The organism is Anabaena sp. FACHB-83, from assembly GCF_014697485.1.
Taxonomy (GTDB): domain Bacteria; phylum Cyanobacteriota; class Cyanobacteriia; order Cyanobacteriales; family Nostocaceae; genus Nostoc_B.
Genome location: NZ_JACJRY010000004.1, coordinates 397,025 through 416,552, shown reverse-complemented (window position 1 = coordinate 416,552; position 19,528 = coordinate 397,025). Strand labels below are relative to the sequence as shown.

Below are 19,528 nucleotides of genomic sequence, written 5' to 3'. Positions count from 1 at the left end.
GGTCAAAAATTTTGAAAGAACTTTGGAGAATGCGACGACTAAAATTCATCTCTGTTTTGTCAGACTTATGCTCAAACGGTTAGCTACTTCATAGATCCCAAATGGGTTCTATATCATGGCAGCGACCCATATTGCCAGAATAAAGCACAGTGAATTTGTTAACTAGATTGTATTCGTGGGCAAACCAGTTTTCCTTCTTAGGAATTGGGACAATTGCTTCCGGGTTAGCCCAACTGTGTATTACTGCAATTTTATCAGCCACTTCTGGACAATGGGCTAATATTTTTTGCTTCATCGCGGGGCTAAGTACCACAATCCCCTGAGATTTTAACCAAACTTGTTTGTTAATTTCATTCCACAAACGCACTAACCAACTATTTGGAGAAACTACACCTAGAGCGATCGCAATATCTGGGTATAGATCATAAAGTATGCAGACATAAGGTAGTCGAAATAATAAATAAGCTAAATATCCAATAATTGGTAAAAATGGTGGGGCTGTAGTAACTAATAATATGTTGTTGCGCCGCCAAGCCCGGAACAGATATAGTAATGCACGTAAAGTATATAGAACACCATTAACGGCTTTACCACGAATCCTACCAGACCAAAGTTGAGCAGTACGTGAGCGTTGAATTCTAATCCGGTCTACCCATTCAACGGCGGGAGCCGCCTGAGATTGAAACGCATAACCAGGTTGACTTGTAAATACCTCAACATTTACACCTTGCTGCCCTAGCTGTTTTATGAGTTCTTCAATCAACTGTCCTGTAGCAGCATAATCAGGGGGAAAAAACTGAGTGATTACAGATAATTTGATAGATTTCTGGCTTTTTACAGGTGCTTCGTTTTCGGATTCTATGGGAATAGAAATAGAGGGTACAAATTTGTTATTAATCCATTCATTTAATTTCATCGGCTGTGTCCTACGGGATAATTTTAAAATTTTGTTTACGACACTCCCGAACTGCCTAAGTCATTAATCCTATACCTGAAAATATTGCTTATATTGACTGATGATTTTTTTCCAGGTTCATAGAGGATCTTTGATTTGCAACTAGTATCCTCTGTGATTCACCTAATATTTTTTAGTTTATTTAGGCTATCTAGCTATAGTTCTGAGTTCAATACTTTTCTCGAAATTGGGAACACATAGAAGCAATAAAAAGCAAGAATAACCGTCACTATTTGCCAGATAAAGGATTTATGTTGATCGCCAGTCAAGCATTCTACTATGTGAAAGTGACTACTATTTCATTTGTTAGCTGTTTTAAGCTACATAAAAATCACCACTATTTTTCAATATACTACTACTTCTTAAAAAGTATGCAAGCTTACAATAATTAAATGGATGTCACCCTCTTTTATGATTTTTTGCTTTTTCTTGTAATTACTTACTTTTACTACTTAATAAATTTCTCTTAAGTATTGGTTTTCCTCCTAATTGAAATCCAAATATCTTTAGTTTACGTAAGTGTGATCACGAAATATAAGATACCATGTTTTAAAGGTAACTGGTATCCTTCATAGAAAGTTCATTTTCTCAGAAGATTTTTCAGATGTTTCTTCATAAAAGGCTGTTTTAGCTTTGTATTAAACTTTATATGAAGTAAATATTACAGAATCCAAAAATAGCTACCAAACCAGCTTAAGTAGCAGGTAAATAGTTGATTCTGTAGGGAGGTTGATTATGCAGCCTAAACCCCTTAGTAGTATAATTAACATTGGGGTGACTAGTTGAGTGTTAGCGATTCAAACCAGACTTTAGGACTCATATTTGATTTGGGAAAAAAATCAGTACACCCAGAGCAGGCTTCTTTCCTACTCCCTACTCCCCATTCCCTACTCCCTACGTATCGTGCTTGCGCTTCGCTTCTCTGCGAGACGCTTTGCGAACGCGCACCATACAACTAGATTCAGGAATCAAACCGTATTCCTATATGAACTTATTTATTATTGAAATTGTGGTAGTACTTAATTTGCTTCGTCATCGTACCAGTGATGGGGAGGCAATTGATGTAAAGCTTATCCCTTCAGTACCGATCCAGATAATCAAGGAGATTTGCTGGATAAACAAGCTAATTCTCTAGCTGAGGCGCGGCAGAATATTAATCTACAGTTGACACAAGTCCGTAATCAATTAAGTCATCTCCAGTCAGACAATGGAAAAACAACAGTACTCAATACTGCTTCTTTATATCAAAAACTTTTAGATCAGGTAACGGAGTTAAACTCCCAAATTGCTACAGAGTCAACCATTTTGCAAGATGCTAACCCAAAACTGCAAACTCTGAAAGAAAAAAGAGATAGTTTGATACCAGTATTGCAACAAGAAGGACAACGCTTTTTAAGCGTAAGAGAAGCCGAGTTAAAAACTCAGCTTCAATCTTTGGATTTACAAAGCAACGAAATTGCCAAACTCGAAACACAGGTAGCACAACAACGTAAGCAAGTGCCAATTTTAGCAAGGAGATATACGGAGATACAACGCAAATTACAGTTTGCGAATGAGAGTTTGAATCGTTTTCTATCAACCCGCGAGAATTTGGAAATTCAAATATCTCAAACAGAATTAGGATGGCAGTTAATCCAACCGCCTCTTCAGCCATCACTTGTAACTGCTTCTAGTCGAGTCAGAAATTTAATTATAGGCTTTTTTATAAGTCTAGCAGCAGGTATTGGAGTTGCTTTATTACTAGAAAAAATAGATAACTCTTACCATAGTGTGATCAAGCTGAAAAAGAAAATCAATTTTCCCTTATTGGGAAATGTGCCTTTTGATAATGAAGTTAAAGCCCTTCAATCTCGAACTTCCAAATCAAAGTTTTTTCCGATTAAGATATTTAATTCTTTACTAGAAGGTAGTCAAGATACAGATATTTCAATTGCTCAGGAATATAGCAGTTATTCAACTGAATTTTTAGATGCGTTAAGATTCCTATATACAAATATTCAACAAATTAAACCTGATTCTCAAGTACGTTCTTTGGTTGTTAGTTCAGTTACGCCTGGTGATGGAAAATCCATCGTTGCTTTTTATCTAGCTCAAACAGCTACAGCAATGGGGCTACGAGTACTATTAGTAGATGCCAACCTTCGCCAACCGATGGTTCACAACCTAGCAAATTTAAAGAATTTATGGGGATTAAGTAGTTTACTATCCACAAATTTACCAGTCAGTGAAGTCATTCATAAATTACCTTCTATGGAGCAATTATCTTTGATCACGGCTGGCCCCGCACCTGATGATCCAATTAAATTACTGGCTTCTGAAAAAATGAAGCAATTAATGGCAGATTTTCAGGATGATTATGATTTAGTTATTTATGATGCGCCTCACTTTTTTGGGCTGTCTGATGTTAGTGTACTTTCACCTTATACGGATGGGGTTTTGATGGTGGTGAGGGTAGGTAAAACGGATGCTTCCGTGATAGAGCAAGCTTTAGATTATTTAAGGATTTTACCGTTGAATATACTGGGTGTGGTTAGTAACAGTTAAAAAAGTGTTTGTAAAATCATGATATTAGTAGCTTGTTGTATCAATCAAGCTAATACACCCTTATATAGATTTCATGCACAGATGTTCTAAGATATTTTGCTTTGATAGCAAGTTAACTAAACATACTGCTACTAACAGCCTTATGTTCTTATAGAGCTTGTTCTGTATCAGCTTGATTCCTCACAATATGCACTAGTGTTGAGGGAAATGGATAGTTTGTGATTTATGAAAACCAATTAAATTTTAAAATAACTGAATATTTTATTTTGATAAATTTTTGATGAAGTTAAATACTATACCTATTGATTTACTGAAAATTGGACAGTATATTTTTAAGGCATTGTCTTTTCGGATTCCAATAAACTTAATGAAGCATACTTCACTTCTTTCTACTTTGCTAGTAGGAACAAGCATAGCAGTTGTTACAACTGCTGCTAGACCGGCTGCTGCTATTACTGTCAATTTTCAGAATGTCTTTCCAGCAGATTCTGCACAGCAAGTTAATGACATTTATGTAGGTAACTTTTCAGTAAATGTGACTCAAAACACTGCAAGCACAGTTCTTTTTAGTTTTTCCAACAATAGTCCTGCTTCACAAAGTACTGCTATTAGAGATGTTGCTTTCAGTGTTGATCCTAGTATAAGTGGTCTTTTGTCTAGTGTTACGCCTAATGTAAGTAACGCTGGCGGTTATGTCAATTTCAACACAAGTCTTCCCAATTCACCACAAAGTAATAATATTCCAGGATGGGATGGTGAAACTTTTGGTGGAACAAGAGTAACTGGAGGGCAACAAAATGCAGGTAACGCGGCCGCAGTTCAAAGTGGAGAAACGTTGGGATTTCAATTTACTGCAAACTATAATAATGTGATTGATGCCCTCATAAATCGTAAGTTGCAGTTAGCTATTCATGTTATTAGTTTTCCCGGTGGGGGAAGTGACACATTTTACAATGCCAATTATAACCCCAACCCACAGCCTGTTCCCGAACCAATCACTATGCTTGGTCTTGGTGTAGGTACTGTAGGACTGGGTGCGTTAAAACGTAGATATGGCAACAAAAAAGCAAAAGTAACAGTTTAATCGCAGTTCAAATAACTTTGATTACGCTAATTAAGCAAGGCTAGATTTTCTCAAGAATGTGTCATTTACCTAATAGACATCTTACAATAATGAGGAAAAGTCAAATTTGACCTAAACTTCTCAAATAAAAGTTTGGTGTGTTTTCTATTTTATTTGTAAATTTTAAATAAAAAATTTAAGCAGTCAAATATTGATTATTAATATTCAAAACCTGAATTTATTAGAAATATTTTCTGAAATTTGCTTGTAGGCGAATTAATATACCCTGTTAAACGACCAATATTCTCTTCATTATTTATAATTAACAAACAGGACTTACGCCCAGGCTACGGAAAATCACACCACAGAGACGCAAAGTTCACAGAGGAATGAGAGTGTGAGAATTTTTTTGCGTAAATCCCAATAAAGTCAGATAGGGTATAAGGCAATACAGTTCAGTTAAGGCAACAACTTAGATTTGTGTAGGTTGGGTGGAGGAACGGAACCCAACATTCACTCATACTTTGTTGGGTTTCGCTATCGCTACACCCAACCTACTATTCTCTTAACTGAACCTTATTGGGGTATAAGGTTCTAGATTTTAGAGAATTTGGATGACAGCTATTCCTTCCAATATTAATTAAAATTTTGAGAACGTTGAATGTTGCTGTTATGGAAAGCGATCGCAGACTATACTCTTGATGTATACATAAAACATCTATGCAAACATCAATGAACCTAGTAGCGATCGCATCTTCCGATTACTTAACGATTTCTACTTATTTCTTACTGACCTGCGTATAATTTTTATCGTTATCTCGTAAAAGTTTATTAGTGCTGACAAATACAACTACCAACAGTAATAGCTGGATTTGCCAAGGTGCTAAGACTAGACTGACTACTAGGCTGATAATAGTAAACACGCCAGTTAAGTAAGCTAGTTCATCGCTACATTTTTTTGATAAGTAACCAGTTGCTAAACCAGTGAATAAAGGGATTAAAAAAATCAAAGGCATTGCAATTCTTCTCCTAAAATTTAAGATGCCAAGGATTAAGAAATTTTAATTTAAAGTTTTATTCATAATGATTGCTGTCAATCTTACATCTAAAGATGTTTTCTTCACAATACTCTAAATAAAGAAACAGTCAGCAAATCAAGATTCCGTAATTGTCTAGTAAATAAGTTTAACACTCAGTGCTGTCACTATAATATCTATCTAGGATATTACCTTTAGAAGTAACGTTTTTCCCTTAGATACCCAATGCTGAACATTCCTCAACTCTTAGCAGCTGAACTAGAGCTTAAACCTTATCAGGTGCAGAACGCGCTGGAACTTTTGGCGGAGGGTGCAACGATTCCGTTTATTGCACGGTACCGCAAAGAGCGCACTGGTGAAATGAATGAAGTGCAATTGCGCGATTTGTTTGATAAGTACAATTACTTAACAGAATTAGAGGCAAGAAAATCTGTAATTTTAAATGCGATCGCCGAACAAGGTAAACTCACTGATGAGTTAAAAGCACAAATTATCTCTTGTCAACAAAAAACCGAACTTGAGGATTTATACTTACCATATCGACCAAAGCGCCGCACCCGTGCCACCATTGCCAAAGAAAAAGGATTAGAACCTTTAGCTGAGTTTATTCAATCTCTCAATATTAAAAATGGTGTAGCTGCATCTTTAGCAGCAGAAGCAAGCAAGTATATTTCTGAAGAGAAAGGTGTAAAAACCGCAGATGAGGCGCTAAAAGGTGCAGCCGACATCCTTGCTGAAGCAGTAGCTGAAACAGCTGAACTGCGGGCTTATTTGCGTGACTATTTCCTAGAAGCTGGAGTTTTTGTTTCTCGGATTAAAGATGATCATCCTGAAGGTACAACTAAATTTGAGATGTACCGCAATTATCAAATCAAAGTCAAAAATATTGCTCCCCACAATATGTTGGCATTGTGTCGGGGTGAAGCGGAGGGAATATTAAGCTTTGATATTAATTTTGATGAAGATTATGTGCTTGGTTATCTCGAATCTCAAGTAATTCGCACCAAAGTCAGAGATATTCGAGATTTTTATCAGACGATGCTGAAAGATGCGTTTAACCGGCTGATGAAAACCTCTCTGACGGCAGAAGTAATTTCTACCAAAAAAGATTATGCAGACATAGAATCGATCAAAACATTTGAGGCTAATTTGCGGGAGTTATTGCTGTCTGCACCTGCGGGGATGAAACCGACTTTAGCGATAGATCCGGGATTTAGAACTGGATGTAAAGTAGCTGTTTTAGATGAAACAGGCAAATTTTTAGAGTATCAGGCAGTTTTCCCCCACCAAGCAGCAGAACAACGCACAAAAGCAGCACAAACGATTAAAAATTTGCTTGAAAAATATCAAATTGAGCTAATTGCGATTGGTAACGGGACAGCTTCGCGGGAAACTGATGAGTTTGTCATCCAAGTATTACAAACTCTCGACCATCAACCAATTAAAGTAATGGTGAATGAATCTGGTGCATCAATATATTCTGCCAGCAAAGTAGCGTTAGAAGAATTTCCTGATTTAGATGTAACAGTGCGGGGTGCAATTAGTATTGGTCGCCGTTTGCAAGATCCTTTGGCAGAATTAGTCAAAATAGATCCCAAATCTATTGGTGTGGGACAATATCAGCACGATGTTGATCAGAAACTGTTGAGAAAAAAACTAGATGAAACAGTAGAAAGCTGCGTCAACTTTGTGGGTGTAGATTTAAATACAGCTTCTAAAGAACTTTTAACGTTTGTGTCTGGGATTACAGCCGCAGTTGCCAACAACATTGTTACCTATCGCAATCAAAATGGTGCCTTTAAAAATCGCCGCCAACTTTTGAAAGTCCCGAAATTAGGGCCGAAAGCTTTTGAACAAGCCGCCGGATTTTTGCGGATTCGCAATGGTGATCATCCTTTAGATAATACGGCTGTGCATCCTGAAAGTTACTCAGTTGTAGAAGCGATCGCATCTGACCTCAACGTTAAATTAAATCAAGTCAGTCAAATTGCGGAAAAACTCAAAAAACTCGATCTGAAAAAATATGTCACCGATACCATTGGTGAACCGACATTGCGAGATATCCTCAGCGAACTCGAAAAACCAGGACGAGACCCCCGCGCCGAATTTAAATATGCCACCTTTAAAGAAGGCATCAAAGAAATTAGAGATTTACAAATAGGGATGGAATTAGAAGGAATAGTCACAAATGTTGCCAATTTTGGTGCATTTGTCGATATTGGCGTACATCAAGATGGTTTAGTACATATTTCCCAACTTGCCGATAGATTTGTGGAAGATCCCAAACAAATCGTCAAGGTGGGACAAGTTGTCAAAGTGAGAGTCTTGGAAGTGAACGAGAAATTAAAACGGATTAGTTTGTCAATGAAAGCAGTCAAGCAATGAGGAGTGCTGAGTATTGAAGGAGGCAGGAGGCAGGACGCAGAAGGAAAGATCCTTTCCAATTAATTCAGGACTTACGCAGTGAGACGAAAAATCAAGAGTTTTGGGAAGGGTGTCAGGGCAAAAAAAAGTCAAAAATCAAAAGTCAGAGAATTTTTGACTTTTAACTTTTGACTTTTGACTTTCCAGCGCCGCCCTACACCCAGCCTCCTCTGGCTGCTTCAAGCAGTACCCTTAAACACTCGTTCGGCGGGGCCAGTCATATAAATTCGTTCGTCAATTTCTGACCATTCAATTTCTAAGCAACCTCCTGGTAATTCTACAGTCGCGGCGCGATCGCATTTTCCAGTTAACACACCAGCCACTAAAGAAGCACAAGCACCTGTACCACAAGCCAATGTAATTCCTGCGCCTCTTTCCCATACCCGCATTTTTAGGTAGTCACGACTTACCACTTGAATAAATTCGGTGTTGGTTCTTTGGGGAAACACTGGGTGATGTTCAAACTTTGGGCCGATGGTTTCTAAGGGAATGGCGGCGACATCTTCCACAAAAGTGATGCAGTGGGGATTCCCCATACTCACACAGGTTACTTCCCAAGTTTGTCCAGCGACTTCTAGGGGTTGATTAATCACTTTGGCATCAGCCACACCCAAGGTAGTCGGAATTTCGCCAGCTAGTAAATGTGGTAAACCCATATCCACCTTGATTTGACCATCCGGTGTTAGTTGGGGTGTAATTGTCCCCGCCAAGGTATGAATGCGATATTTATCTTGAGTGCGGGATATACCTTCTAAATCGGCGAGAAATGCCGCTAAACAGCGAATCCCATTACCACACATTTCTGGCTCTGAACCATCAGAATTAAAAATCCGCATGGTGTAATCAGTACCGTTTTTTCCTGGTAAGGCGAAAATTACACCATCTGCACCGATACCAAAGTGGCGATCGCACCACTCAACGGCTTTCTCTGGTGTGAGAACTGGCGTGGCTGCCCCGCGATTGTCAATTAAAATGAAGTCGTTGCCTAGACCGTGATACTTAGTAAATTCAATTGCCATTTTGCCAATGATGAATTATCAATGATTAGGAAAGTATGAAGTATAAAGTATGAGGTATGAAATATGAAATTTTGTCCTTCATAACTGATAGTTCATAATTTGCAACTCCTTACTGAGAAAATTTTCGATTGTGCATAAACCATCACCAAACATGGCGACAACTGATTTTGATACGTCACTGCCAAGCATTCGCCAAGTGCAGAACCTGATTAAACAAGCCGCAGTAGTTGAGTTCAAACTAGTCACAGGCGACCTGTTGACAGGTAAGATTTTATGGCAAGACCACGGTTGTGTTTGTATTGCCAATGAAAACAGCCAGCAAACAACTATTTGGAAACAAGCGATCGTCTATCTTCAACCCAAGGGTTAATTAGGGGCTAGTACAAAAAGGCAAAAGGAAAAAGGCAAAAGGGAAAAGAAATAATAGTGATAACACAAGCCTTTTAGCAATTCCTTATGGTCTATTTATTTCCGCCGGACTGTACTAGAGGCTAGAGGTTAGAGGCTAGTATTTTTACTCAGCACTCAAAACTCAGCACTTTCACGACAGAAACTCTTTGATGATTTGTGCTTCACTCGCTTTGGCTATGGGGATAGACAAAGGCATTTTGTTGGCTGTGGTGAATAAATATTGTAGTTGATTCAGACTGGGTAAGCTACCACATAATAATACTTGGTCGCCAACTTTCAGTTCTGTTTTTTCATCAGGGCGGCGAATAAACTTACCATCTCGTCGCAGTGCTTGGATTTGTAATGGTTTTTCGTGATTTTTTAAGTCAGCCAGGGTTTTATTCTCAACGAGAGAATCAGCCTCGACTGCTATCCATTGACAAGCACTATTTTCTCCGGGAACAGCTATTTTACCTTGGGCAAATTCTTCTAAGGCTGCTAGTTCTTCTGATTCGCCAACCACTAATAAGCGATCGCCTTCCTCTAATTTTGTGAGATTGTTGGGATAGTCGATTTCTGTGCCATTAGCGCGGCGAATCGCCATCAAGCTGACCCCTGTTAAGTAACGCATATCCGCTTCTTCTAAACTCATGCCAATGAGAGGTGAAGTTGCAGGTAAGGGATACCAGCGCCGATTTAAGTCGCGGGTGGCTTGGTCTAAATCGCGGGAAACCTCAGAAGCAGAACGTTCTGGGCGCAGATCCAAGTAATGATCGTTGCGGATTTGCTGCATTTCTCGCTGGACGATAAATTGTGAGAAGCCTAGATCGTTTAATAAATAAGTTGCCATTTCTAAGCTTGCTTCAAATTCTGGTTGAACAACTTCCCGCGCCCCTAATTGATAAAGCACCTCAATATTTTTGTCTTGGGTGGCGCGAACAACCAAATTTAATTCTGGATGTAATTCTAAAGCGCGTTTTAAACACAGACGAGTACTCATAGGGTCAGGAAGTGCGATCGCCATTCCTTTCGCATGGTTTACGCCTGCGGTTTCTAAAACGTGAAAACTCACACAGTTACCATAAACATAAGCCACACCCGCATCTCGTAACTGCTGAATCCGGCTTTCGGATTGGTCAATGACTACCACAGGTAAGTCATGCTGTTGCAATAACTTCACCAAATTTTTACCTACCCGCCCATAGCCACAAACAACTATATGGTCTTTTACAGGTAATTCTTCCGATACATCTCTGGCTTCACCTTCTCCTGCTAAATAAGGTTTCAGCCAAGGCATCGATTCGGCAAAGTTAAACAAAAATGGTAATAGCCGCAGCACAAAAGGAGTCAATATCAGGGTAACGGCTGTAGTTCCTAAAATGAGTAAATATATACGTCGAGATACCAACCCTAATGCTTGACCTTCACTAGCCAACACAAAGGAAAATTCCCCAATTTGTGCCAGTCCAAACCCAGCAATTAAAGCTGTTTTCAACGGGTAGCGGAAGAGTTTCACTAAGGGCGTAATAATCAAAAACTTGCCCACAAACACCAACGCCACTAACCCTAAAATTAATTCCAGATTGTTCCACAAAAACACCGGGTCAATCAGCATCCCAATGGCGGCGAAGAACAAACTAGCAAAAATATCTCGTAGCGGTTCTACATAAGTTAAGGTTTGGTCGGCGTATTCCACCTCAGAAATCATCAAGCCGGCGACAAACGCCCCCATTTCAATTGATAAGCCCAAATATTCTGTAAGTAGGGCAATACCTAAACATAAAGCCACTACACCGAGTAAAAATAATTCCCGGCTTTCCGTACGGGCTAACATTCGCAACAATGGCGGTATCAGCCAAATACCAGCCACAACTGCCCCAGCCGCAAATAAGCCAATCCGTACCAAGGCTGTGAGTACAGCTACACCAATCACTTCTGCTGGTGCGTGCAGGGCAGGTAGAACAGCCAGCATTAGCCCTAAAGCTAAGTCCTGTACTACCAAAATCCCCAGCATTACCTGTCCGTGGGGCGTTTCTGTTTCGTTGCGCTCCATCAAGCACTTGAGGACAACGGCGGTAGAAGATAAAGAAAGAATTGACCCCAGGAATACACCTTTAGCGGGTAAACTGCCCCAAGCACCCGTTAAGCCACACACCACCACTGTGACTAAGATTGTCAAGGCGATTTGTAGTCCACCTCCACCAAGAGCGATCGCTTTTACTTTTTTTAATTCCGCAAAAGAAAACTCCACGCCCAAGGCAAATAAGAGAAAGGCTACCCCGAATTGCGCCAAAGTTTCTACTTGAATAATCTCTTTAATCAGTCCTAGCCCCGCAGGCCCGACAACCATTCCGCCGATGAGATACCCCAATAGTACTGGTTGTCTCAAAAGGGATGCCAACAACCCCCCACAGGCTGCGACTCCCAAAACTAATACTAAATCGACGATTAATCTAAAATCTTCTTGCACAATCTTTAAAAAGAACTATTAAGACCTGTTAACTTCAGCATACAAATTTTTATCTATCTGGGGGTTAAATTGTTGGCATAGAGGTCACAAAATTTGTGCTTTCTTCTTCCAGGACTTACACACGAAGATTGTTGCTTGGGATGGGTGTAAGGGTTTGGAATACCTTGAAGACTCAATTTTTCGTTTTCTTGTATCAGCCCTCAAGAATCAACCTACATCATTTATGGCTGGTAACGGCTCATAATTAAATATTAGAGATACAGTTAATTGCAGCATCTCCACCAGCAGAACCACTTGCTATGCACTGAATTATCTAGAAAAATGTATAAAAAATCACTATTTCTAATTTAATTTCAATAGTTAGCTGAAGAAATCCAACCAGAGAGAGTATTTCTCCGGTAGTGTACTGACGACCGGATGAGTAAAATTTAGGTTTTATGGCAGTGCATTCAGCTAAAACCTGACTTTGTAAATAGGACTTACGCAAAAAAACGAAAAAATAAGGTTTTAGAACAGGGTGCAGGGGTATGAGGGTGTAAGGGTGTAAGTATTCAAAACCCTTACACCCCATACCCTTTCACCCATACACCCAATCCCCACAAACAATTTTGGTGCGTAAGTCCTGGTAAATACTCTCTCATCTTTCTAACCATGAAACTTCTACATTACAAACAAGAATATATCTGGCTAAAAGTTCTTGTTATTTCTATCTTGTTTTTAGGAATTTATTTCCGGTTTATTAACCTTGATGGCAAAGTTTATTGGAATGATGAAGTTTATACCTCATTATGGCTTTCTGGTCATCCCAGTACAGAAATTGTTGACAAATTTTATCATGGTGAAATTGTTAATGTTGGCATGTTAAAACAATATCAACAAATAAATCCAGCCCAAGGTGTCAGTAGTGCAATTACGCGGCTGGCTATAGAAGATTCTCAACATCCACCACTGTATTATATTTTGGCGTGGTTTTGGTCAGCTTGGTTTGGTAATTCGGTCGCTGTAATTAGGAGTTTATCTGCCCTTATTAGTGTGCTTTCTTTAGTCAGCGTATATTATTTATGCCGAGAAATATTTACATCATCTTTAACAAGATGGATAACTGTTTCACTGATAGCCATATCGCCGTTTCATTTATTATATGCTCAGGAAGCTAGAGAATATAGTTTATGGACGTTAACTATTATTATTGCTAACTACACAATTCTCTTAGCTTTAAGAAAAAAAACATTGCTTAGTTGGGTTATTTATACAATTTCCCTAATTTTGAGTTTTTACACATTTTTATTCTCAATTTTTGTGGTGCTTGGTCATGGTATTTATATATTAGGTATTAATGGGTTCAAAAAAACTCCGTCATTAATTGCTTATTTATTATCTGTCACAGCCGCTATTGTCGCTTTTATTCCTTGGCTGATAGTTATTTATCAAGGTAAAATCTCTGGCAGAATTCAAAGGTTAGATTGGATAACAGAAGCGACGAGTTTACCCGCCTTCATTGGGAGATGGTTGCTAAATATCACGCGAATTTTTCTTGATTGGGTAATTATTAATGAAAATACACCATTTAAAACAATAATTTGGTTGATACCATTTACGTTAGCCTTGATAGTTTTGATTGGTTATGGACTTTACTATCTCTATTGTTCAACGCCTAAAACTACTTGGTTATTCATATTTACTTTAACTTTAACAACAGCCATAAGCTTAATAATTCCCGATGTTATCTTTGGCGGGAGGCGTTCAGTAGTTGTGAGATATCTCATACCAACATTTTTAGGAATACAATTAACAGTTGCCCATCTTTTAGCCAGTAAGTTAGTCGCCATTCAAAGCATAAAATGGCAAAATATCTGGAGATTAATTACGATTTTTATCATTTCCTGTGGGGTGATATCTGGTGTAATTATTTCTTCGGCTGATATTTGGTGGAATAAAGGTACGGCAAATAATTTAAGATTAAATCAAGTTGCTGAGGTGATCAATCAAACTTCTCAGCCTTTATTAGTAAGTGATGCTAAATTCCCCTCTATTTTAGGATTAACTCATATAGTCAATGCCGATGTGAATTTTCAGCTAACTACTCAGCCTCAAAATTTGGTCATTTCTCAAGTAAAAGACAATCTATTTTTGTTCTACCCATCAAGAAATTTACGCCTATATTTGAGTGTTAACTATAATCTAGAACCTATTTATATAGGAAAAAAGCAAGTTTTTGGTTTATGGAAAATCCAAGCGGTTAATCAGCGCAATTAACAATGAGGTGGGTTAAGGCATCAATCAAGCGATCGCTCTCCATTGGCATAATATTCTTACCGTGCATAATCTCTTGAGTCATCACAAAATGCACCAGTGAACCAATGAGTATCCTGGCTGTGGCTTCTGGGTCAGGGATGTTTAATTCCGAACATGAAGCTAAATATTTACTGATAGTCTCAATGGCGGGTTTGGCAATACTCGCAATAAATACCTGGGCCAATTCTGGGAAACGCGCCGACTCTCCCATTAACAGCCTCTCAAATGCTTGATATTCTTGGTCATTCACCATTTGGTCTAAAGCAGTTTTGGCTAACCGCCGCAGCACAATATAAGGTTCCCCCTGGAGGGGTTGAGTTCCTAAAATTGAATGAAACCGCTTTCTTGCCAATTTTTCGATTAATGCCCGAAATAACCCTTCCTTATCTTGAAAATGACTGTATACCGTGGCTTTAGAAACGTTGGCGGCTTCTGCTACCTTATCCATACTCGTAGCCGCGTAGCCGTGGGCGAGAAACTCCTGCATTGCCCCTTGGAGGATCTTTTCGACTTTTTCTGTGGAATTGGAACGGTCTATTTCTCCCGCTTTTGGGCGTGCCATGTTGCAATATTCCTGATTTTGTAATCGTTCTCAAGATTTTCTGTAGCCCAGGACTGACGCACCAAAATTGTCTGTGGGGATTGGGTGTGGGGGTGTAAGGGTTTTGAATACTTTCACCCTTACACTCTCATACCCCTGCACCCTTTACTAAAACCTTATTTTTTCGTTTTTTTGCGTAAGTCCTAACATACACCCCTTCACCCTTACACCCTCCCTCATACCCTTGATTTTTCCTCTCACTGCTTAAGTCCTGTAGCTGTAACACCTGATTCGGAAGTAAGTTTAGCAATGCTCTTAAATAGTAAATACTTTTTCGCGATCGCTTGACTAAACTACTCGGTTTAGTATAATCCTAATTATATAACTATACGGTTTAGTTTTATATTTCCCGCTTCATTGTTCTTGAATAACCGTTGAGCATCTACATCAGGTTTTACATAGATAAGGGTGTAAGGGTATGAGGGTGTAGGTGTGATTTTACACCTCTATATTCTTTTCAATATCCAATCATCAAAACTGGGTTATGACATTTACCAAAACTCTATTTTGCCACCGGAATTTGAATCAACCAATTGGAATGGTTTCAAAGGTATGCTATCGTGCAGAACTCAAAGCTAGGCAGACCGATATCTCGTCAGTTAATTTTCCGTCCACCTTTTTTGATAGCGACTATTGTATCTTTAACCGTAATTGGCAGCAGTTTTTTTACTGTGTTGAAATTTCGGGAAGTTGCTAATCAAAAAGCGCAAAGTTCATCTGTGCTGTTACCAGAAATCAAAACAGTTACGGCTTTAGGGCGAATTGAACCAAAAGGAAAACTGATAAAACTCTCAGCCTCGACCTCAACAGAAGTTAGTCGAGTCGAACAATTATTAATTAATGAAGGGGATAAGGTAAAAGCAGGGCAAATAATTGCCATTTTAGATAATCGCGATCGCTTAGAAGCAGCATATAAAGAAGCACAAGAACAAGTAAAAGTCGCCCAAGCAAACCTAAATCGTACCAAAACAGGCGCAAAACGTGGAGAAATTGCCGCCCAAACCGCGAAAATTGCCCGCCTCCAAGCCGAACGTCAAGGTGATATTGCTGCTCAAGTCGCCACTGTTTCCCGCTTACAAGCCGAAGTCGCCAACGCTGTTATTGAAAACAACCGTTATCAAATTCTGTTTAAAGAAGGTGCAATTTCCGTTTCCCAACGCGATAGCAAAAGTTTAAGTTTAGAAACAGCCCAAAAAAGCCTCCAGGAAGCCCAAGCTCAGTTAAAACGCATTCAAGCAGCGAGTGAACAGCAACTTCAAGAAGCCGCAGCTACATTAGACCAAATTACCGAAGTTCCGCAAGTCGATGTAGAAGCCGCCCAAGCCGAAGTCAACCGCACCATAGCAGCGATGAATCGGGCTAAGGTAAATTTAGAACAAGCTTACGTGCGATCGCTCCAAGATGGTCAAGTAATTGAAATTCACGCCCAGCCAGGGGAATTAATTAGTAACGATGGCATTGCGGACATTGGACGAACTAGCCAAATGTATGTTGTCGCCGAAGTTTACGAAAGTGATATCGGTAAAGTCAGCCCAGGACAAAAAGTCAAAATCGTCGGTGATTTTCTACCCATTGAATTACAAGGAACCGTAGAACGCAAAGGCTTACAAGTACGGCGACAAAATCTCGTGAATACTGATCCTCTGAGTAACATTGATAACCGAATCGTAGAAGTACATATCCGACTCGATAAAACATCTACTCAAAAAGCAGCCACTCTCAGCAATATGCAAGTCAAAGTGGTGATTCAAATTTGAGGAGGCAGGAGGGTAATTTATTACTTAACTCTTATTACTCAGCACTCAGCACTTAATTTATGATGGGAATAATCAAACATATACAGCGACGCACACCTTTGGGATGGCTGCAACTGAGTCATGAAAAAAGTCGGCTGTTAGTAGCATTATCAGGTATTGCCTTTGCGGATGTGCTGATGTTTATGCAGCTTGGCTTTGAGAGGGCATTGTATGACAGTAATACAAGACTGCATCGCAGTTTAAAAGCCGATATTGTATTACTGAGTCCTCAAGCCCGTAACTTGCAAAGCATGTCTTCGTTTTCGCGGCGACGCTTGTATCAAGCGATGGATGTACCAGGAGTTGAGTCAGCCGAACCAATGTATTTTAGTAACAGTATTTGGAAGAATCCCCAAACGCGCCGTGAGACGGGGGTGTTAGTCATTGGGTTTAATCCTAATAAGCCAGTGTTTGATTTACCCGATGTCAACCAACAATTACAAACCATCGCCTTACCTGATAACGTACTATTTGACCGTGGTGCAAGAGGTGATTATCAAAAAGCGATCGCCCAAATTGATCAAGGTAAAATTCTCACTACAGAAATGGAACGACGCACAATTAGAATTAGTGGATTGTTCCAAGTTGGTGCGTCTTTTGGGGCAGATGGTAGCTTGATGACTAGCGACCAAAACTTTTTGCGGATATTTCCTCGCCGCCAGTCCAGTAGTATTAGTTTGGGTTTAATTAAAGTCAAACCTGGCTATGAACCAAAACAAGTAGCAATGGCTTTGAAATCACACTTGAGAGATGATGTCAAAGTGTTAACTCATGCCGAATTTATTGAGTTTGAAAATAACTTTTGGCGAACCAACTCACCCATTGGGTTTATTTTTAGTCTGGGTGTATCAATGGGGTTTGTAGTGGGGGTAATTATTGTTTACCAAGTTCTTTCTGCTGATGTGAATGCTCATATCAGAGAATATGCCACATTTAAAGCCATTGGCTACCGCAATTACTATTTACTTGGTGTCATTTTTGAAGAGGCATTAATTTTAGCATTACTTGGTTTTCTTCCGGGAGTTGTCGTGTCTTTAGGACTTTATCAACTAACTCGCGCTGCTACAAATCTGCCAATGTATATGACTTTAATGCGGGGATTACAAGTAATAATTCTCACTTTTATTATGTGTGCAATTTCAGGGGCGATCGCTACTCGTAAACTCCAATCTGCTGACCCTGCGGATATGTTTTAAAAGCCAAGCAATTGCATGATAATATTAGTTATCTAGTGATTTTCAAGCCCAAATGATGGAGAATATTCACTTAATTTGCGTTCCCTTACTCAATTTTTAAACTTTATACTTGTTTATGAATATAGCGGTTCTCATTCTGGTGAGGTACTATAGCAATCCTAAATCACTTGTGTAATCCTCTGTCTTCTCCTTCTTTGTGTCCTTTGCGTCCTTTGCGGTTTGTTAAAAAGGAAATTTCTCACGACTCAGACAGGATTGCTATAACAAGAATAATTAACCGCAGATGGACGCGGATGAACGCAGATGGAAACAGATAACTTCGTACCTCAGTAGACTAGAAAACACTATAAAGATTGAGTAGGCTATGTTAAATCTATGTAATAATTTGAGCATTTGATAAATTATGAACCAAACAACGGCTACTGAATATAAATATATTCTGATTGATGAAAATAATGTGCCATTCATCACTGGAACTTCTATGAAAGTTGTGGAATTAGTTACTTCTATTCATGCCTATGGTTGGAGTCCAGAAGAATTACATTTTCAGTATCCACATTTGAACATGAGTCAGATTCATTCAGCTTTAGCTTATTATTGGGAACACAAAGCAGAGATTGATGCTGATATGCAGCGACGCTTTGAGTATGCAGAAAGATTGCGTTTAGAAGCTGGAGAATCCCCGTTAGCTAAAAGACTCCGCGCGGAAGGATTAATTAAGTGAGCCTCGCTCTTTATATAGATGAGAACGTCCATCGGGGGATTACAATTGGATTGCGAATGCGGGGTGTAGATGTATTAACAGTACAAGAAGATCAGCGTACTGGTTTTCCAGATCCTCTCATACTAGATCGCGCAACAGAACTTGAGCGAGTTTTGTTTTCCCAAGATGAAGATTTTTTAGCTGAAGCCAACCGTCGTCAAGGTGAAGCTATAGACTTTGCGGGTGTAATTTATGCTCATAAACTAAGAGTTTCTGTTGGTGATTGTGTACGTGATTTAGAAATTATTGCTAAAGCTGCTGATCCTGAAGAATTGAAAAATTGCATTCAATACTTACCTTTGTAAGTGCGATCGCTAAATCCTGTTGGATATTTATAGCCTATTCTCAAAGAGACAAAAATCATCACCAGATTTCCGTCAAATCCAAAACAAATCCTGGTAAAACATCTTCTCCCGATAAAGTTTTTGGACTTTGTAAAATTTCAACTTCTTGATTGGGACGATAAATTTCTACCTGCTGCTGTTGGCGATTAATTAAGCATCCCAATTTCGCGCTATTCTCCATATATTCTCTCATTTTGGCGCGTGTCTTTTCTAGAGAATCACTGGGAGACATTAATTCCACGACAAAATCGGGACACAAAGGTGCAAATCTTTCTTTTTCAGCTTGAGTCAAAGCGTTCCATCGTTCCATCTTCACCCAAGACGCATCCGGGGAACGTTCTGCACTATTAGGAAGTTTGAACCCAGCAGAAGAGTCAAAGGATTTTCCTAGCTGATTCTGACGACTCCAAGCTCTTAACTGATAAGTTATGTCGGCATTGTAGTAACCAGTTTCGCTTCCTGTCGGTGGCATAATAATTAATTCCCCTGTAGCTGTACGTTCAAATCTCAAGTCACGATTATTTTGACAAAGTTGAAAAAACTGCTCGTCAGTTAAGTCAATATTTAATTCCAGGGGAGTAGGTAAACTGACGGTGTTAGTGTTCATATTATCTGTACAAAGAGCAGCAAT

The 19,528-nt window shown here is 39.2% G+C and carries 14 protein-coding genes and 1 pseudogene; 9 read left to right on the top strand and 6 right to left on the bottom strand.

The window, feature by feature from the left end; genetic code table 11:
- Positions 1-100 precede the first annotated feature (100 nt).
- A pseudogene (locus H6G79_RS07850) lies at positions 101-916 on the bottom strand (glycosyltransferase family 4 protein); the annotation flags it as partial.
- 1,146 nt (positions 917-2,062) lie between these two features.
- On the opposite strand from H6G79_RS07850, the gene H6G79_RS07845 reads away from it, so the two are divergent.
- Both H6G79_RS07845 and H6G79_RS07840 read left to right on the top strand, forming a co-directional pair.
- Positions 2,063-3,499 (top strand): polysaccharide biosynthesis tyrosine autokinase, encoded by a 1,437-nt coding sequence (locus H6G79_RS07845; protein WP_191049345.1) that lies wholly within the window; start codon positions 2,063-2,065, stop codon positions 3,497-3,499.
- 280 nt (positions 3,500-3,779) lie between these two features.
- The gene (locus tag H6G79_RS07840) at positions 3,780-4,583 is read left to right on the top strand and encodes a PEP-CTERM sorting domain-containing protein (protein WP_190588196.1); all 804 of its coding nucleotides are present in this window, start codon (positions 3,780-3,782) and stop codon (positions 4,581-4,583) included.
- Positions 4,584-5,341: 758 nt separating this feature from the next.
- On the opposite strand, the gene H6G79_RS07835 is transcribed toward H6G79_RS07840, so the two are convergent.
- Entirely contained in the window at positions 5,342-5,578 is a 237-nt protein-coding gene (locus H6G79_RS07835) for a hypothetical protein (protein WP_190588197.1), read from the bottom strand.
- Positions 5,579-5,824: 246 nt separating this feature from the next.
- On the opposite strand from H6G79_RS07835, the gene H6G79_RS07830 reads away from it, so the two are divergent.
- The gene (locus tag H6G79_RS07830) at positions 5,825-7,984 is read left to right on the top strand and encodes a Tex family protein (RefSeq protein ID WP_190588198.1); all 2,160 of its coding nucleotides are present in this window, start codon (positions 5,825-5,827) and stop codon (positions 7,982-7,984) included.
- Positions 7,985-8,202: 218 nt separating this feature from the next.
- Here H6G79_RS07830 and dapF read toward each other — a convergent pair whose 3' ends face one another.
- Positions 8,203-9,042 carry a diaminopimelate epimerase gene (gene dapF / locus H6G79_RS07825; protein ID WP_190588199.1) on the bottom strand — a complete coding sequence of 280 codons (840 nt, stop codon included), beginning with the start codon at positions 9,040-9,042 and terminating at the stop codon, positions 8,203-8,205.
- A gap of 151 nt (positions 9,043-9,193) precedes the next feature.
- Between dapF and H6G79_RS07820 the strand changes: the two genes are divergently transcribed.
- Positions 9,194-9,412, top strand: a complete 219-nt coding sequence (locus H6G79_RS07820; protein ID WP_190588200.1) for an Hfq-related RNA-binding protein — start codon at positions 9,194-9,196, stop codon at positions 9,410-9,412.
- A gap of 171 nt (positions 9,413-9,583) precedes the next feature.
- On the opposite strand, the gene H6G79_RS07815 is transcribed toward H6G79_RS07820, so the two are convergent.
- Entirely contained in the window at positions 9,584-11,902 is a 2,319-nt protein-coding gene (locus H6G79_RS07815) for a cation:proton antiporter (protein WP_190588201.1), read from the bottom strand.
- A gap of 651 nt (positions 11,903-12,553) precedes the next feature.
- Here H6G79_RS07815 and H6G79_RS07810 point away from each other — a divergent pair.
- A complete protein-coding gene (locus H6G79_RS07810; RefSeq protein ID WP_190588202.1) occupies positions 12,554-14,158 on the top strand; it encodes a glycosyltransferase family 39 protein in 1,605 nt (534 codons plus the stop codon).
- Here H6G79_RS07810 and H6G79_RS07805 read toward each other — a convergent pair.
- Complete coding sequence (locus H6G79_RS07805; RefSeq protein WP_190588203.1) at positions 14,142-14,759, bottom strand: TetR/AcrR family transcriptional regulator; 618 nt, start codon at positions 14,757-14,759, stop codon at positions 14,142-14,144. The genes H6G79_RS07810 and H6G79_RS07805 overlap by 17 nt on opposite strands.
- A gap of 599 nt (positions 14,760-15,358) precedes the next feature.
- Between H6G79_RS07805 and H6G79_RS07800 the strand changes: the two genes are divergently transcribed.
- The 4 genes from H6G79_RS07800 to H6G79_RS07785 all read left to right on the top strand — a co-directional run bounded on the left by H6G79_RS07800 (position 15,359) and on the right by H6G79_RS07785 (position 18,858).
- The gene (locus H6G79_RS07800) at positions 15,359-16,555 is read left to right on the top strand and encodes an HlyD family efflux transporter periplasmic adaptor subunit (RefSeq protein ID WP_190588204.1); all 1,197 of its coding nucleotides are present in this window, start codon (positions 15,359-15,361) and stop codon (positions 16,553-16,555) included.
- A 59-nt stretch (positions 16,556-16,614) separates the two neighbouring features.
- Complete coding sequence (gene devC / locus H6G79_RS07795; protein WP_396019788.1) at positions 16,615-17,790, top strand: ABC transporter permease DevC; 1,176 nt, start codon at positions 16,615-16,617, stop codon at positions 17,788-17,790.
- Between the two features lie 403 nt (positions 17,791-18,193).
- A complete protein-coding gene (locus tag H6G79_RS07790) occupies positions 18,194-18,514 on the top strand; it encodes a DUF433 domain-containing protein (RefSeq protein ID WP_190588205.1) in 321 nt (106 codons plus the stop codon).
- Complete coding sequence (locus H6G79_RS07785; RefSeq protein WP_190588206.1) at positions 18,511-18,858, top strand: DUF5615 family PIN-like protein; 348 nt, start codon at positions 18,511-18,513, stop codon at positions 18,856-18,858. The genes H6G79_RS07790 and H6G79_RS07785 overlap by 4 nt, the downstream gene beginning before the upstream one ends.
- A 58-nt stretch (positions 18,859-18,916) precedes the next feature.
- Here the strand turns inward: H6G79_RS07785 and H6G79_RS07780 are convergent, their stop codons facing one another.
- Positions 18,917-19,504, bottom strand: coding sequence for a Uma2 family endonuclease (locus tag H6G79_RS07780; protein ID WP_190588328.1), 588 nt, complete (start codon positions 19,502-19,504; stop codon positions 18,917-18,919).
- Positions 19,505-19,528 lie beyond the last annotated feature (24 nt).

What these genes read in the sequence shown, in the direction of transcription:
- devC (WP_396019788.1), top strand. Translation starts at nt 16,615, where the DNA reads ATGATGGGAATAATCAAACATATACAGCGACGCACACCTTTGGGATGG.
- H6G79_RS07805 (WP_190588203.1), bottom strand. Translation starts at nt 14,759, where the DNA reads ATGGCACGCCCAAAAGCGGGAGAAATAGACCGTTCCAATTCCACAGAA.
- H6G79_RS07780 (WP_190588328.1), bottom strand. Translation starts at nt 19,504, where the DNA reads ATGAACACTAACACCGTCAGTTTACCTACTCCCCTGGAATTAAATATT.
- H6G79_RS07835 (WP_190588197.1), bottom strand. Translation starts at nt 5,578, where the DNA reads ATGCCTTTGATTTTTTTAATCCCTTTATTCACTGGTTTAGCAACTGGT.
- H6G79_RS07830 (WP_190588198.1), top strand. Translation starts at nt 5,825, where the DNA reads ATGCTGAACATTCCTCAACTCTTAGCAGCTGAACTAGAGCTTAAACCT.
- H6G79_RS07810 (WP_190588202.1), top strand. Translation starts at nt 12,554, where the DNA reads ATGAAACTTCTACATTACAAACAAGAATATATCTGGCTAAAAGTTCTT.
- H6G79_RS07820 (WP_190588200.1), top strand. Translation starts at nt 9,194, where the DNA reads ATGGCGACAACTGATTTTGATACGTCACTGCCAAGCATTCGCCAAGTG.
- H6G79_RS07790 (WP_190588205.1), top strand. Translation starts at nt 18,194, where the DNA reads ATGAACCAAACAACGGCTACTGAATATAAATATATTCTGATTGATGAA.
- H6G79_RS07840 (WP_190588196.1), top strand. Translation starts at nt 3,780, where the DNA reads ATGAAGTTAAATACTATACCTATTGATTTACTGAAAATTGGACAGTAT.
- dapF (WP_190588199.1), bottom strand. Translation starts at nt 9,042, where the DNA reads ATGGCAATTGAATTTACTAAGTATCACGGTCTAGGCAACGACTTCATT.